At 66.0% G+C, this 14,317-nt stretch carries 13 protein-coding genes; 8 read left to right on the forward strand and 5 right to left on the reverse strand.

Going from position 1 to position 14,317, the window contains the following annotated elements; all coding sequences use genetic code 11:
* The first annotated feature begins 250 nt into the window (after positions 1–250).
* From NO878_RS09640 to NO878_RS09675, 8 genes are all read left to right on the forward strand, one after another.
* On the forward strand, positions 251–1,483 hold the full coding sequence (locus tag NO878_RS09640; RefSeq protein WP_256405778.1) for an argininosuccinate synthase: 1,233 nt from the start codon (positions 251–253) through the stop codon (positions 1,481–1,483).
* Positions 1,483–2,343: a lysine biosynthesis protein LysX gene (gene lysX, locus NO878_RS09645; RefSeq protein WP_256405779.1), complete on the forward strand. Its 861-nt coding sequence runs from the start codon at positions 1,483–1,485 to the stop codon at positions 2,341–2,343. Before NO878_RS09640 ends, lysX begins: the two co-directional genes overlap by 1 nt.
* On the forward strand, positions 2,340–3,377 hold the full coding sequence (gene argC / locus NO878_RS09650; RefSeq protein ID WP_256405780.1) for an N-acetyl-gamma-glutamyl-phosphate reductase: 1,038 nt from the start codon (positions 2,340–2,342) through the stop codon (positions 3,375–3,377). The genes lysX and argC overlap by 4 nt, the downstream gene beginning before the upstream one ends.
* 78 nt (positions 3,378–3,455) lie before the next feature.
* Positions 3,456–4,289: an acetylglutamate/acetylaminoadipate kinase gene (locus tag NO878_RS09655; RefSeq protein ID WP_256405781.1), complete on the forward strand. Its 834-nt coding sequence runs from the start codon at positions 3,456–3,458 to the stop codon at positions 4,287–4,289.
* Positions 4,286–5,407 carry an aspartate aminotransferase family protein gene (locus tag NO878_RS09660; protein ID WP_256405782.1) on the forward strand — a complete coding sequence of 374 codons (1,122 nt, stop codon included), beginning with the start codon at positions 4,286–4,288 and terminating at the stop codon, positions 5,405–5,407. The genes NO878_RS09655 and NO878_RS09660 overlap by 4 nt, the downstream gene beginning before the upstream one ends.
* Positions 5,408–5,409: 2 nt before the next feature.
* On the forward strand, positions 5,410–6,492 hold the full coding sequence (locus tag NO878_RS09665; RefSeq protein ID WP_343218056.1) for a [LysW]-lysine hydrolase: 1,083 nt from the start codon (positions 5,410–5,412) through the stop codon (positions 6,490–6,492).
* Positions 6,489–7,388 (forward strand): ornithine carbamoyltransferase, encoded by a 900-nt coding sequence (gene argF, locus NO878_RS09670; RefSeq protein WP_256405784.1) that lies wholly within the window; start codon positions 6,489–6,491, stop codon positions 7,386–7,388. Before NO878_RS09665 ends, argF begins: the two co-directional genes overlap by 4 nt.
* A 154-nt stretch (positions 7,389–7,542) precedes the next feature.
* Positions 7,543–8,010 (forward strand): histidine kinase, encoded by a 468-nt coding sequence (locus NO878_RS09675; RefSeq protein ID WP_256405785.1) that lies wholly within the window; start codon positions 7,543–7,545, stop codon positions 8,008–8,010.
* 5 nt (positions 8,011–8,015) lie between these two features.
* Here NO878_RS09675 and NO878_RS09680 read toward each other — a convergent pair whose 3' ends face one another.
* The 5 genes from NO878_RS09680 to NO878_RS09700 all read right to left on the reverse strand — a co-directional run bounded on the left by NO878_RS09680 (position 8,016) and on the right by NO878_RS09700 (position 14,237).
* Positions 8,016–9,338 carry an aspartate aminotransferase family protein gene (locus tag NO878_RS09680; RefSeq protein ID WP_256405786.1) on the reverse strand — a complete coding sequence of 441 codons (1,323 nt, stop codon included), beginning with the start codon at positions 9,336–9,338 and terminating at the stop codon, positions 8,016–8,018.
* 104 nt (positions 9,339–9,442) lie between these two features.
* Positions 9,443–11,128 (reverse strand): aldehyde ferredoxin oxidoreductase family protein, encoded by a 1,686-nt coding sequence (locus NO878_RS09685; RefSeq protein ID WP_256405787.1) that lies wholly within the window; start codon positions 11,126–11,128, stop codon positions 9,443–9,445.
* Positions 11,129–11,235: 107 nt separating this feature from the next.
* Entirely contained in the window at positions 11,236–11,724 is a 489-nt protein-coding gene (locus NO878_RS09690; protein WP_256405788.1) for an Lrp/AsnC family transcriptional regulator, read from the reverse strand.
* 121 nt (positions 11,725–11,845) lie between these two features.
* Entirely contained in the window at positions 11,846–12,937 is a 1,092-nt protein-coding gene (locus NO878_RS09695) for an ABC transporter ATP-binding protein (RefSeq protein ID WP_256405789.1), read from the reverse strand.
* 52 nt (positions 12,938–12,989) lie between these two features.
* A complete protein-coding gene (locus tag NO878_RS09700) occupies positions 12,990–14,237 on the reverse strand; it encodes an ABC transporter substrate-binding protein (protein WP_305882669.1) in 1,248 nt (415 codons plus the stop codon).
* Between the last annotated feature and the right edge of the window lie 80 nt (positions 14,238–14,317).

The following is a 14,317-nucleotide window of genomic DNA, read 5'->3' on the forward strand; positions in this document are numbered from 1 at the left end:
CGCAAGATATTAGTACCGAGACGGGCTGTATTCCGATAATGGACCGGACGGTGTTCCGCTCGTCCGCACTCGTCTCACCGATGCCCGTAGTCCGCCGACCGCGACGACTGGGCCGTTAGGCCCACCTACTACACTTCTCCAGTTCCACGTGCCGATTTCCCGCTTTTGTGTCCGTGAGCGTCCCGTTTCTAATTTAATTTCGATAATAAAAACGTAGAATATAAGTCCGACAAGGGCGAAGTCGCCGGTAATGACACGTGTGGCACTCGCGTTCTCCGGCGGACTCGACACGACAGTATGCGTTCCGCTCCTCGAGGAGGAGTGGGGATACGACGAAGTCGTCGGCGTCACGGTCGACGTCGGGCAGCCCGAATCGGAGTTCGCCGAGGCCGCGGAGACGGCCGAGGCGCTCGATCTGGAACATCACGTCGTCGACGCCAAGGCGGAGTTCGCGTCGCTGTGTTTCGACTCCGTTCGGGCCAACGCCACGTACCAAGGCTACCCGCTCGGGACGGCGCTCGCGCGGCCGGTCATCGCCGAGGCCATCCTCGACGTGGCCCAAGAACACGACTGTGACGCCGTTGCCCACGGCTGTACGGGGAAGGGCAACGACCAGTTGCGCTTCGAGGCCGTCTGGCGTAGCTCCGACTTAGAGGTCATCGCGCCCGTGCGCGAACTCGGCCTGACCCGCGAGTGGGAGATAGAGTACGCAGACGAGCAGGACCTGCCGGTCGAGGGCGGCAACGAGGGCGTCTGGAGCATCGACACGAACCTCTGGAGTCGGTCCATCGAAGGTGGCGACCTCGAACAGCCCGGCCACGTCCCGGGCGAGGAGATTTACGACTGGACCCGCTCGCCGGCGGGCGACAGCGAGGAAATCGAGATCACCTTCGAGGACGGCTACCCCGTCGCCGTCGACGGCGAGGAGATGGCGCCTGTCGCGCTCATCGACCACCTCAACGAGGTGGCCGGCGAGTACGGCGTCGGCCGTACCGACATGATGGAAGACCGGATGCTCGGGCTGAAGGTGCGCGAGAACTACGAGCACCCGGCGGCGACGGCGCTGTTGAACGCCCACGAGACGCTGGAGAGCCTGGTGCTGACGAAAGAGGAGCGGGACTTCAAGAAACTCGTCGACGACGAGTGGTCCCAGAAGGGGTACGAGGGGCTGGTCGACGCCCCCCTGATGGGCGCGCTGGAGGGCTTCATCGACGAGACCCAGACCCGCGTCACGGGCACGGTGACGATTCGGTTCGAGGGCGGGCAGGCCCGTCCGGTCGGCCGTGACAGCGAGTACGCCGTCTACGACGAGTCCTTCGCCTCGTTCAACACCGAGGACGTGGGGTCGATTACGCAGGCGGACGCGACGGGCGTGGCGAAATACCACGGGTTCCAAGAGCGCATGGCCGCGACGGTACTGGCGAAGGTCAAGGGTGACGAACCCGAAGCGGTGACCGACGGCGCGGACTGGAGCGAGGAGTGATGCACGTCGGACTGCTGTACTCGCGGATCAGGCGGGACGAGAAGCTCCTGCTCTCGGAGCTTCGGGACCGCGACCACGAGGTGACGAAAATCGACGTCCGGAAAGAGCGGTTCAACATCGGTGAGACCGCCGACGTCTTCGAGGACATCGACATCGCGGTCGACCGGTGTCTGGCGACGAGTCGGAGTCGCTACGTGACGCGCTTTCTCGACGCCTACGACGTGCCCGTGGTCAACACGGCCGACACCGCAGAGTTGTGTGCCGATAAGGTGAAAAATAGCCTCGCTCTGGAGGCCGCGGGCGTGCCGACGCCCAACACCGACGTTGCGTTCACCACCGACAGCGCCCTCGAATCCATCGAGGCCTTTGGCTACCCCTGCGTGCTCAAACCCGTCATCGGCTCGTGGGGCCGGCTGATGGCCAAGGTCGACTCCCGGAGCGCCGCCGAGGCAATCCTCGAACACAAGGCCACGCTCGGTCACTACGAGCACAAGGTGTTCTACATCCAGGAGTTCGTCGAGAAGCCGGGACGGGACATCCGCGTCGTCGCCACCGACGGCGACCCCGTCGCGGCGATGACCCGTAGCTCCGACCACTGGCTGACCAACGCCGCGAAGGGCGGCGAGGTGGATCAGTTCCCGGTCGACGACGAGGTGGCGTCCCTGGTGGAACGGGCCTCCGACGCCGTCGGCGGCGGGTTACTGGGCGTCGACCTCATGGAGACGGGCGACTCCTACACCGTCCACGAGGTGAATCACACGGTGGAGTTCAAGGCGCTCGACTCCTGTGTCGACTTCGACGTCCCCGCGGCCATCGTCGACTGGCTCGAAGGGAAGGCCCGGCAGGAGGCGACGGCGTGACCTACACCGCAAGCGTCGTCGGCGGCAGCGGCTTCACCGGCGGGGAACTCCTCCGCCTGCTCGACGGTCACCCCGAGTTCGAGGTGGTCCAGGCGACCAGCCGGAGCTACGAGCGCAAGACCGTGGGCCACCAACACCCCAATCTGCGGGGGATGGACCTCCGCTTTACCGATCCGGCGGAACTCGAACCCGTCGACGTGCTCTTCGCGGCGACGCCACACGGCGTCTCGATGGAGCGCATCGACGCCTTCCAGGCGGCGGCCGAGACGGTCGTCGACCTGAGCGCGGACTTCCGGCTGGGGAGCGAGGCGCAGTACGACGAGTGGTACGACGGCCACGACCGGCCGGAACTGCTCGCCGACGCCGAGTACGCCCTGCCGGAGCTCAACCGCGAGAATCTCGCCGGCGCCGACCTGATCGCCTCCGGCGGCTGTAACGCGACGGCGACCATCCTGGGCCTGAAGCCCCTCTTCGACGCCGGCATCCTCTCGGGCGACGAGGACGTCGTCGTGGACGTGAAAGTCGGCTCTTCGGAGGGTGGCGCCGGCGGCGGCGCGGCCTCCTCCCACCCCGAGCGCTCGGGAATCGTCCGTCCCTACGCCCCGACGGGCCACCGCCACGAGGCAGAGATCGAGGAGTTCCTCGGCCTCTCAGTCTCGTTTACCGTCCACGCGGTCGACATGACGCGTGGGGCGGCCGCGACCTGTCACGTCTTCCCGGACGGCCCGGTGGGAAAGAAGGACATGTGGAGCGCCTACCGCGAGAGCTACGACGACGAGCCGTTCATGCGGACCGTCGCCGGCGGCGGCGGTGTCTACCGTTATCCCGAGCCGAAGGCGGTCGCGGGCACCAACTACGGCGAGGTTGGGTTCGACATCGACCCCGGAAACGAGCGGGTAGTGGTGTTCTCCGCCATCGACAACATGATGAAAGGCTCGGCGGGACAGGCAGTCCACGCCGCGAACGTCGCGCTCGGCGTCAAGGAGACGGCCGGCCTCTCGTTCCAGGGGCTACACCCGGTGGGGGCACCCTGAGATGACGTCGGAACGCCGTTCCTGCACGGGGACGCAGGGGCTTGCCGCGGGCCGCCAGCGTCTGGCGAGCCACGGGAGGTGTCTCGGGTGACGGTCGTCGTCAAGATTGGGGGCGCGAAGGCGGTCGATCCAGCCGGCGCCGTCGGCGACGTGGCCGATCTGGTCGCGGCGGGCGAACCCGTCGTCGTCGTCCACGGTGGCTCCACGGCGGTCGACGACCTACTGGATCGGCTCGGCATCGACCCGACGTACGTCGAGACACCGGGCGGCGTGGTCGGGCGCTTCACCGACGAGGCGACGATGGAGGCGTTCACGATGGCGATGGGAACGGTCAACACGGATCTGGTCGCGGCGTTCCGCAGGGCTGGCGTCGACGCCGTCGGCCTCTCGGGGGTCGATGGCGGCCTGCTCACGGGCGCCCGGAAGTCCGCGGTGCGGGTGGTCGAGGACGGCAAGAAGAAGATCAAACGCGGCGACCACTCGGGGAAGCTCGAGTCGGTGAACGCCGAGTTGCTGGAGACGCTGTTGGAAGACGGCTACGTGCCCGTCACGGGGCCGCCGATGCTGGCCGACGACGGGACACCGGTCAACACGGACGCCGACCGGGCGGCCGCGGCCGTCGCGGGCGCGCTCGGCGCCCGGCTGGTCGTCCTCACCGACGTGGCGGGCGTGTACGCCGACCCCGACGACCCGTCGACGCTGATCGACTCGGTAACGACCCCCGCGGAGTACGACGCGCTGACCGACGCCGCGGAGGGATTCATGACAAAGAAGGTGATGGCCGCGACGGAAGCCCTCGAGTCGGGGGCGTCCGAGGTGGTCGTCGCCGACGCCAACGCCGACGCGCCCGTGACGGACGCGCTCGGCGACGACGGTACACATATCCACGCGAGCGCACTGGAGGACACATGAGCGGATTCGTCTTTTCAGAGAAGCCGATACAGATCGAACGCGGCGAGGGGGCGACCCTCTACGCCGACGATGGAACCGAATACCTCGATTTCGGCGCGAGTTACGCCGTCGCGGCCGTAGGACACAGCCACCCGCGGGTGGTCGACGCCGTGCAGTCACAGGCTGAGGACCTCATGTACGTCCAGGCGTCCTACCCCGTCGAAGCGCGGACGACGCTGTACGAGAAACTGGCGACGGTGTCGCCACCCGGCCTCGACAACGTCTGGCTGTGTAACTCGGGGACCGAGGCCAACGAAGCGGCGATGAAGTTCGCACGCAACGCCACCGGCCGGTCGAAGATTGTCGCCACCCGCCGAGGGTTCCACGGCCGGACGCTCGGCGCCCTCGCGATGACGTGGAAGGACAAGTACAAGAAGTCGTTCGAGCCACTTGCGGGCGGCATCGAGTTCGTCTCCTACGGCGATAGCGAGGAACTCGCCGAGGCGGTCGACGAGGAGACGGCCGCGGTCTTTCTCGAACCCATCCAAGGCGAGGGCGGCATCCACCCCGCCGACGACGCGTACCTCCACGAGGCACGCGCGCTCACCCGGAAGGCGGGGGCGGCCCTGGTCTTCGACGAGATTCAGACCGGCGTCGGGCGCACCGGGACGCTGTGGGCCTGCGAACGCGCGGACGTCTCGCCCGACATCCTCACGACCGCGAAGGGCATCGCCAGCGGCCTGCCACTCGGCGCGACCGTCTGTGCGGACTGGATCGCCGACGCCGACCCGGAACACGGATCGACGTTCAGCGGGAGTCCCGTCGTCTGTGCGGCCGCCAACGCCACGCTCGACGTCATCGTCGAGGAGGACCTCCCGACCCACGCCGCGGACGTTGGCAACTACCTGATGGAGTCGATTGAGGCCGCGGACCTCCCGATCCGCGACGTCAGGGGCCAGGGACTGATGATCGGCGTCGAGGTGAAGCGAGGGTCGAACCGCCTCCTGCGGGACTTGGCGCTCGAAGAGGGGATTCTCGCGTTACCGGCCGGGCGGACCGTCCTTCGCCTGTTGCCGCCGCTGATCGTCGACGAGGCCGACGCCGACCGCGTGGTGGAGGCACTGGAGGCGGTACTGTGACGGTGAGCGAGTCCGAGGAGACGGCGGAGACGGCCGAAAGCGAACTGAACGAGGCCCGTCGACTCCTCGTCGATCTGGTCGAGATTCCGTCGCCGTCGGGCGAGGAGGGGGCCGCGGCCGACCGCCTCGTCGACTTCTTCGAGACCCACGACCGCGAGGCTTGGATCGACGAGGTGGGCAACGTCCACGCGCCGGGCGACGACGCCGTCCTCCTGACCTCCCACATGGACACGGTGCCGGGCGACATCCCGGTCGAGATCGAATCGACCGATGGCGAGCCGGCGCTGTGGGGTCGGGGAAGCGTCGACGCGACCGGATCGCTGGCGGCGATGGCCGTCGCGGCCGTCGAGACGGGCGTGAGCTTCCTCGGCGTCGTCGGCGAGGAGGTCGACTCGCGTGGCGCCCGACACGTGATCGAGAGCGACCGGGCCGAACCCGGCGCCGTCGTCAACGGCGAGCCGAGCGGGTGGACGGGCATCACACTCGGCTACCGTGGCCTTCTGGCGGGGACGTACGTCGCCACCAGCGAGTCGGGCCACACCTCGCGTCCGGAGAACAACGCGATCCAGGACGCGATGGACTGGTGGTCGCGAGTCGAAGCGGAGTTCGACCCCGACGAGTATCTCCCCGTCTTCGAGCGGGTCACCTGCAAGCCCACGTCGTTCGAGGGCGGCAGTAGCGTCGACGGTCTCTCCGTCGAGGCGACGATGGAGGTACAGCTCCGGGTCCCCCCGAAATACACCGTCGAGGACGTCCGCGAGGTGGCCGACGGCCAACTCGATGCGGGCACCGTCCACTGGTACGACCGGGTGCCGCCGGTCATGGAGAGTCCGCGGACGGCCGCGGCGCGGGCGTTCCGGGCGGCCATCCGGGAGGCCGGCGGCGACCCGCGGCTCCTGCGCAAGACCGGGACGGCCGACATGAACGTCTTCGCGTCGGCGTGGGACTGCCCCATGGTCACCTACGGCCCCGGCGACTCCGACTTGGATCACGCCCCCGACGAACACCTCCCGCTCACCGAGTACGACCGGTCGATCAACGTGTTGACCGACGTCTGCGAGCGGCTCACGGAGGTGGACGGATGAGCGTCGAGACGACCGACCTGCTGGACGTGGACGACCTCACAGCCGCCGAACTGGAGGCAGTGCTCGACCGCGCGGCAGCGATCAAAGCCGGCGAGGACGACACCGACCTCGACCGACAGACGCTCGCGATGGTGTTCGAGAAGCCGAGCACACGCACCCGCACCTCCTTCGAGACGGCGATGACACAGCTCGGCGGCCACGCCATCTTCCTCGGCCCGGACGATATCCACCTCGGACGTGGAGAGCCGGTGAAAGATACTGCGCGCGCGCTCGCGGGATACGCCGACGCGGTTATGGCGCGGCTGTTCGACCACGCGGACGTCGAGGAGTTGGCCGCGTACGCCGACGTCCCCGTCGTCAACGGCCTGACCGACGACGCCCACCCCTGTCAGACGCTCGCGGACCTGCTGACGATCCGCGAGGCGTTCGACGGCTTCGACGACGTGACCGTCGCGTGGGTCGGCGACGGCAACAACGTCGCGCAGTCGTTCGTCCTCGGGGCGGCGCTCGCCGACCTCGAGTGTACGGTCACGACCCCGCCGTCCTACGGCGTCGACCCGGCGGTGATGGACCGCGCGGCCGAACTCGGGCCCGCACCCACCGTGGTCGACGACCCTCACGACGCCGTCGGCGACGCCGACGTGGTCTACACCGACGTGTGGGTGTCGATGGGCGAGGAAGACGTGCGCGAGGAGAAACTGGCCGCCTTCGAGGGCTACCAGGTGAACGCCGACCTGCTTGACGGGAGCGACGCCAAGGTGATGCACTGCCTGCCCGCCCACCGCGGGGAGGAAATCACCGACGACGTCATCGAGAGCGACCGCGAGTTGATCTGGCAACAGGCGGAGAACCGCCTGCACGCCCAGGCCGGCCTGCTGGTCGAACTGCTCGACTGACCGGCGACCGTCGGTCTCGCGCCGACTCGCCCGCACAGCAATCGACGATCCAACTCTTATACTGAGGCATGTGACCGTATAACTCCGGCGGCGGCGTGTGTCTCGGGCGTCAGATTCCCGAACGGGGTTGTTCCCACTCGTCGTGTGGTGTGGTATGTCAACACAAACTGCGGCCGAAACGGGCAAGCTGGACGGCAACTGGCGAGCGGGGACTCTCGGCGGTATCGCCGGTGGACTGGTGATGGGAGCGCTCGTCGTGGCGATGAACGCTCCGACGCTGGCGGTGGCCATTCCGTCGCTGTATGCGCTGGCACCGCCCCCGACCCTCGGGCTGGGGATGGTCGTCCACGTCTCTCACGGGGCGGTGCTGGGCGTGGTCTTCGCGGCGCTCGTCGGCGTGAGCGGCGTGCGGACGCCGACAACACAGGTGGGGCTGGGAATCGCGTGGGGTGTCGCGGCGTGGGTGGGCTTCGCGGCCCTCCTCATGCCCCTCTGGCTACGTGCGGTCGGATCGCCCGCGTCGCCACCGTTCCCCAACTTCGCGCTGCCGTCGCTCCTGTGGCACGCTGTCTACGGCGCCGTGTTGGGGGCGGTCTACGTGGCGACCGAGGAGGCGGTGTAGACCGGTCAGTGCCCGTCCCAGTCGTCGAGGGCGTCCTCGATGGCGGTGACGGTGCGTTCGAGGTCGTCGCGTGGGATGGTCAGCGGCGGCTGGAATCGGAGGACGTTGGAGTGGAAGCCGCCGACGCCGATGACGATGCCCGACTCACGGAGGTGGTGGCCGACGTGTTTCGCGAGTTTTGGGTCGGGCGCGGGGGCGACGTCCATCGGCCCGGTCTCGGCGGGGTCGATGAGTTCGACCCCCTGCATCAGTCCGAGGCCGCGGGTCTCGCCGACGACGTCGTACGCTTCCAGATCCGCGAGGCGGTCGCTCAGCCACGCCCCTCGGTCACGGGTGTCGTCGACGATGCCGTCCTGTAGCTCCTCAATGGTCGCGAGCGCCGCCGCGCAGGCGACGGGGTTGCCGCCGAACGTCGAGAGGTGATCGCCGGACTCGAAGGCGTCCGCGACCTCCGGGCGGGCAGTGAAAGCCCCCAGCGGCAGGCCGTTGGCGATTCCCTTTGCCTGGGGCATGATGTCAGGGACCACATCGAAGTGGTCCGACGCCCACAGTTCGCCGGTGCGGCCGTAGCCCGACTGAACCTCGTCGACGATCAGCAAGGCGCCGTGGTCGTGGGCGATTTCCTGCACGCGGGAGAGCCATCCCTCCGGCGGGACGATGATGCCACCCTCGCCCATCACCGGCTCGACGACGACCGCCGCGAGGTTGTCGGCAGTGTGAGTGTTGATGACACGCTCGACGTCCTCGGCACAGGCACAGGAACAGGGGCCGCCGTCACAGAGCTGGCACCGGTAGGCGTAGGGGGGTGCGACGTGAGCGACGTCGTTGATCGTCGGCGCCATGTCGGACTTGTAGGCCTTGTTGCCGGTCAGCGCGAGGCTCCCGAGGGTCCGGCCGTGGAACGACATCTCCAGGGCCAACACCTCCTTGTTACCCGTGTACTTGCGAGCGAGTTTGATCGCCCCCTCGACGGCCTCGGTCCCGGAGTTACAGAAAAAGGACTTCTGAAGGTCTCCCGGCGTCACCTCGGCGAGTTTCTCGGCGAGGTCCGCCGCCGGCTGGTGGGGATGGACGTACGTACAGCCGTGGACGAACTCGTCGAGTTGCTCCTTGGCAGCCTCGACGACCGCGTCGTTGCCGTGGCCGACGTTGGTCACGGAGATACCCGAGAAGACGTCCAGATACTCGTTGCCGTCGAAGTCCTCGACGGTACAGTCGTCCGCCCGCCGGATCGGAACGTTCAGTTCCTTCCAGATCGGCATCAGGTACTCCTCGTACTGCGCTTGGACCGTCGCGTTGGTGGCCCTCGATGTGTAGTCCTGTGACATTCGTTACCCGTGCCTATGTGAACTCTTTCCTACTAAATTAAACTTTCTCGAATATTACGCCAATATTCGGATCGAAAGTGGACCGTGTACGAACCTGTTCGCGTTCAGGCCTCGGCGGTCGTCGCGCGATAGTCCGCCGGGAGCGCCTCCTCGGGAACGATCCCATCTTCCCACCCGCGGCGGTCGTAGTACTCGTCGAGCGCCCGGTCGAACTCGGGCAGTTCGTAGGGGAGTTGGTCGTCTTCGCGGTCGAACCCTCGCTGGTTGTTGAAGTGACGTTCGAGGGTGACCACGCGGCCCCCGACCGCGAGGAGGTCCGCGAAGTCGGCGTCGAACAGCCGTTCGTAGCGGTCGGGGTTCATGTACTGCCGGGAGAACTTACAGACGACGCCGCTGTCGTTGAGCGCCATGAGGTTCTCACGGTGGACGAGCGTGTCGGCCTTGCCGAGCGTCCCCGACGGCTCCAGAGCCTGATCCTCGTCGACGAGCGGGTACTCCACCGAGTAAAACGTCGCGTACATGTGGTCGGCGCCGCGGTTGGCGACGGCGTAGGAGAGTCCCTGACCGTTGAGGACGCGCCCTTCGTGGGCGGCGAAGTCCATCCCCTTGACCGACCAGTTCTCGACGCCCAGGTCGTCGTGGACCCGGTCGATGCCCTCCGCGAGCGTGTCTCCGACGCCCTCGCGGTAGGCAATCTGTTCGACGGTGTCGTGGATCAACTCAGTGTCGCCGAACGCGTCGTTCGCCGCCAGATAGGCCGCAACCGTGTTGCCCGCGGAGATGGCGTCCAATCCGTACCGGTCACAGAGCTCGTTGGATTTCATCACGTCGACGATGTCGTCGACGCCGGAGTTCGACCCGAAGGCCATGGCCACCTCGAACTCCGGGCCTTCCGTCTCGACGCCGCGTGCCTCGTCTTTCGTCGGGAGCTTGCAGGCGAACGCACAGGCCGAACAGGTTCCTTTCTTGTACTTTTTCGACTCGACGGCCGCGCCGTCGATTCCGTCGACGCCCTCGAACTGCCGCTCGGAGAAGTAGTAGGAGGGCAGTCCCTCGACTTCGTTGGCCAACTCCATCACCGCGACGGTACCCTGCCGTTTCATGATGTCGTCGGCCGTCGCCGCCTCGCGGTGTACCTCGTTTTGGGTCGCGTCGATGTCGATGTCTCGTTTCGCGTCGCCGTCGACGGTGATCGCCTTGACGTTTTTCGCTCCCATGACGGCACCGAGACCGCCGCGGCCGAAGGCGCGTTCCTCGGAGGTCATGATGGACGCAAAGCGAACCTCGTGTTCGCCCGCCGGGCCGATGACCGCCGTCTGATCGGCGGTGATCCCGTGTTCGGTTTCGAGATAGTCGACCGTCTCCGGAACGGTCGCCCCCGCGAGACCGGGGACGGGTTCGAACTCGACGCCGTCGTCACGGACGTGAATCGCCAACAGTTCGTCGCTCGCCCCCGCAATCTCGATGGCGCCGTAGCCCGTGGCCGTGAAGTTCCGCGACATGAACCCGCCGGCGTTGCTCGACAGCAGACCGTCAGTCAGCGGCGAGACGCCAGTGCAGTTCATCCGGCCGGTGAAACTCATCGTCGAGGCCTGCATCGGTCCCGTGGTGAACACGAGTCGGTTCTCCGGGCCGAGTGGGTCGACGTCGAAGGGGATGCGCTCGTGAGCCAGTCGCGTCCCGACGCCACGACCGCCGATGTACCGCTCTTGGACCGTGTCGATGTCGGCCGTCGTCGTCTCGCGTGCCCCGACATCGAGCGTCAGTAGCGGGCCGGTGTCGTGTATCATGGTTGGAGACTGTTCTGTGCTATCAATAAATGTTGTTGTGTGTCCCCTCGAAGGCTTCCGATACGGAGGCTATTCAGATTACGTTCGGATGTTAGAACAAAATACAATTAGTCGTCGACAAGCGTGTCGACCAGCGCCTCGGTCCCGAAGTCGTTGATCGGATACGGCTCGCGTTTGACCGTCGCGATGACGAACCGCGAACTCGTTCGTCGGATCGCGTCGATGGCCTCGTACTCCTCGATCAGCGTCTCGACCATCTCCCGACTCGTGACGTGGGAGACGACGATGAAGTCGGTGTCGCCCATGGTGAAATACACCTGATTTACCCCTTCGATTTCGGAGAGTTTCTCGCCGACAATCGTGTGGTATCCCTCGTCGAACTCGGCGTACACCTCACTGATGACCGTGATATCGAGACCAAGCTCCGAGAGATCCATGTCGCCGAGGTCATTTTCTAGGACGCCCCGCTCGCGAAGTTGGTCGAGGCGGTAGTGAACCGTCGATTTCGGAATTCCCGTGTGTTCTTGGATACGATCCGGGCTCGTGATGCCCTCCGCCGCCACCGTCTTCAGAATACGAATGTCTTTCTCGTCCATTGTCGAAGAGGCGTCGTCACGTTCACCGCAGTCCGTCTGAAATCGACATCGACCCCTCCCGACATCAAGGTTTCCAATTCTTGGACGAGGTTCATCCTTCGGCGGCTGAGTGAGACGACGTTTATTCGAAGATGAGTTCCCCGGAAGTGGCGGGGAAGCCGACGGTTACCGTCTCACCCTCGTCGAAGGCACGGGTCGTCTCGTTGATCTGTCGCTCGACGTGGAGTTCGAGGGGACCGACGTCGACGTGGTACTGCTGGATCGACCCCTTGTAGATGGCGTCCTCGATGGTGCCGGTCCACTCGTTGACCGTGTTCAGCGTCTCGGCGCCGTCGGCCAACTGGACCCGTTCGGGACGGACGGCGACCGCCGCAGACCGGCCGTCCGCGTCGGCGGCAGCCGTAACCGTGACGTCGAGGCCGTCGGTCCTGATGATGCCGGTGTCGTCGCCGGCCTCGTAGGTTCCCTCGAAGAGGTTCGTCTCGCCGAGGAAGTTCGCCACGAACGTCGTCTGAGGGTGTTCGTACACCTCGCTGGCCTCGCCCACCTGCTCGATTTGCCCGTCGTTCATGACCGCGATCCGGTCGCTCATCGTCAGCGCCTCCTCCTGATCGTGGGTCACATAGAGGAAGGTGATGCCGAGTTGCTCCTGGATCTTCTTCAGTTCGACCTCCATGTGCTGGCGGAGCTTCCGGTCGAGACTCGCCAACGGCTCGTCGAGAAGGAGCACGTCGGGTTCACGGACGAGCGCCCGAGCCATGGCCACGCGCTGTTTCTGGCCGCCCGAAAGCTCCGTCGCCCGCCGGTCGTGGTAGTCCGGGAGTTCGACGAGTTCGAGGATGTCGTCGATGCGCTGGTCGCGCTCGTCGGCCGGGACGCCGTCCATCTCGAGACCGAACGCGACGTTTTCCTTGACGGTCATGTGCGGGAACAGCGCCCACTCCTGGAACACCATGCTGGTGTCGCGCTCGTTCGCGGAGAGCGGGGTCGAGCGGTTCCCGCTGATGAACACGTCGCCGTCGGTCGGCGTCTCCAGGCCCGCGATCATGCGGAGCGTCGTCGACTTGCCACACCCCGACGGTCCAAGCAGGGTCAGGAACTCCCCGGCCCTGATCTCGAGGTCGATGCCCTCGACTGCGAGGACGTCGCCGTACTCCTTTCGCAGCCCTTCGAGCTGTATTCGGCCGGTCCCCTGGACAGTACCCTCGGTCATCTCACTATCGCCCGATAGTTGTGGTGAACTCATGGATCGTTCGGTTCCGCGCTCAGATTCCGGCCCGGGCTTTCGCCTCGGTCCAGAGGTCGGTCCACGTGTCGGTGATCGGTGAGAACTCGTAGGGCGTCGTGTTCTGGGAAATCTCCGCGGCCGCGTCGAACCCTTCCTCGTTGAACATGAGCGCCTGCTGCTGGCTATCGTCGAACATGTCGAAGGAGTCGGTGTTGACCGGCGGACTCTTCGCGGAAGGCTTCCAAGAGACGTTGTACTGTCCCTGCGCGGAGATGATCTTCCGCTGGAACTCGACGGCAAGCTCCCGGTTGGACGGGTTCTTGACGATACAGAGGCCCTCGGTCCACTGCATCCCGCCTTGCTCCGGAATGACGACGTTGACCCAATCGTTGCCCTCGGCGCGAAGCTGACTCATCGCGAAGTTACCGACGGGCGCCATCACGATGTCCTCCTGCAGGAACGCCTGCCGGATGGCGCTGGTTCCCGAGTAGACGGCGTTCATATTCGAGAACATGTCGACGAGCTTCGACCGGATGTCCTCGATCTGGGATTCGGTCTGCTCGAAGGCGGGGTAGCCGAGCGAGAGCGCAATCTTCGGGATATTCCACGTCGGCCAGTCCATAATCCCGATTTTCCCCTCGTACTCCCCGTTCGGTCCGCCCGTCCAGAGAGTCTCGTACGACTGGTAATGCTCCTCGGGGACCTGATCCGTGTTCACCGTGAGCGTGTCCCAGCCCCACCGGGTCGGGAGGGCGTACATCTCCCCGTCGTGTCGGAACGAACTGAACGGCTCCTGGAACCGCTCCAGGAAGTTCTCTCGCTCGGGGTAGTCGGCGGGGTCGAGCGGTTCGATGGTGCCCGCTTGTGCGTGGCGCTGTGCCCACGTGTTGTTCAGCGTCAGGAGGTCGAAGGTGTCGGTCCCCCCGCTTTGGAGCGTATTGAACCCCTCGGGGTCACTCGAGAGGAGTTTGATGTTGACCGTCGCGTCGTGTTCGCTCTCGAACTCGCTGACGATTTGGTCGGTGCCGTACCCCTCCCAGGTCAGGATGTTCAGCGTGTTTCCGTCCCCGGAGGCGTTCCCGGTCGTCGTCCCCGTGGAACCGCCCTCGCCGCCGTCACCGCTGCTCTCGCCGCCGTCGCCACCGTCGCTGCCGCCGACGTCTCGCCGCCCGGCACAGCCGGCAAGCCCCGCGGCTCCGACGCTACCCGCCGCAACCAGAAAGGCACGACGACCCGATCTGTTCGATGCATCACCCTCGCCCGTGTTCCGCCGGGAGTTCGTCATACACACACACTGCAAAATCTAACGACTTATACTTACTCCTTGTTTCGGACAAGATCTGATTATATACCTGAATTATGAAT

Source organism: Haloplanus ruber (genome assembly GCF_024494725.1).
GTDB lineage: Archaea > Halobacteriota > Halobacteria > Halobacteriales > Haloferacaceae > Haloplanus > Haloplanus ruber.

Bases quoted from the DNA above. Each gene is read 5' to 3' on its own strand.
- NO878_RS09640 (WP_256405778.1), top strand. From the start codon at position 251: ATGACACGTGTGGCACTCGCGTTCTCCGGCGGACTCGACACGACAGTA.
- lysX (WP_256405779.1), top strand. From the start codon at position 1,483: ATGCACGTCGGACTGCTGTACTCGCGGATCAGGCGGGACGAGAAGCTC.
- NO878_RS09660 (WP_256405782.1), top strand. From the start codon at position 4,286: ATGAGCGGATTCGTCTTTTCAGAGAAGCCGATACAGATCGAACGCGGC.
- argF (WP_256405784.1), top strand. From the start codon at position 6,489: ATGAGCGTCGAGACGACCGACCTGCTGGACGTGGACGACCTCACAGCC.
- NO878_RS09675 (WP_256405785.1), top strand. From the start codon at position 7,543: ATGTCAACACAAACTGCGGCCGAAACGGGCAAGCTGGACGGCAACTGG.
- NO878_RS09680 (WP_256405786.1), bottom strand. From the start codon at position 9,338: ATGTCACAGGACTACACATCGAGGGCCACCAACGCGACGGTCCAAGCG.
- NO878_RS09685 (WP_256405787.1), bottom strand. From the start codon at position 11,128: ATGATACACGACACCGGCCCGCTACTGACGCTCGATGTCGGGGCACGC.
- NO878_RS09690 (WP_256405788.1), bottom strand. From the start codon at position 11,724: ATGGACGAGAAAGACATTCGTATTCTGAAGACGGTGGCGGCGGAGGGC.
- NO878_RS09695 (WP_256405789.1), bottom strand. From the start codon at position 12,937: ATGACCGAGGGTACTGTCCAGGGGACCGGCCGAATACAGCTCGAAGGG.
- NO878_RS09700 (WP_305882669.1), bottom strand. From the start codon at position 14,237: ATGACGAACTCCCGGCGGAACACGGGCGAGGGTGATGCATCGAACAGA.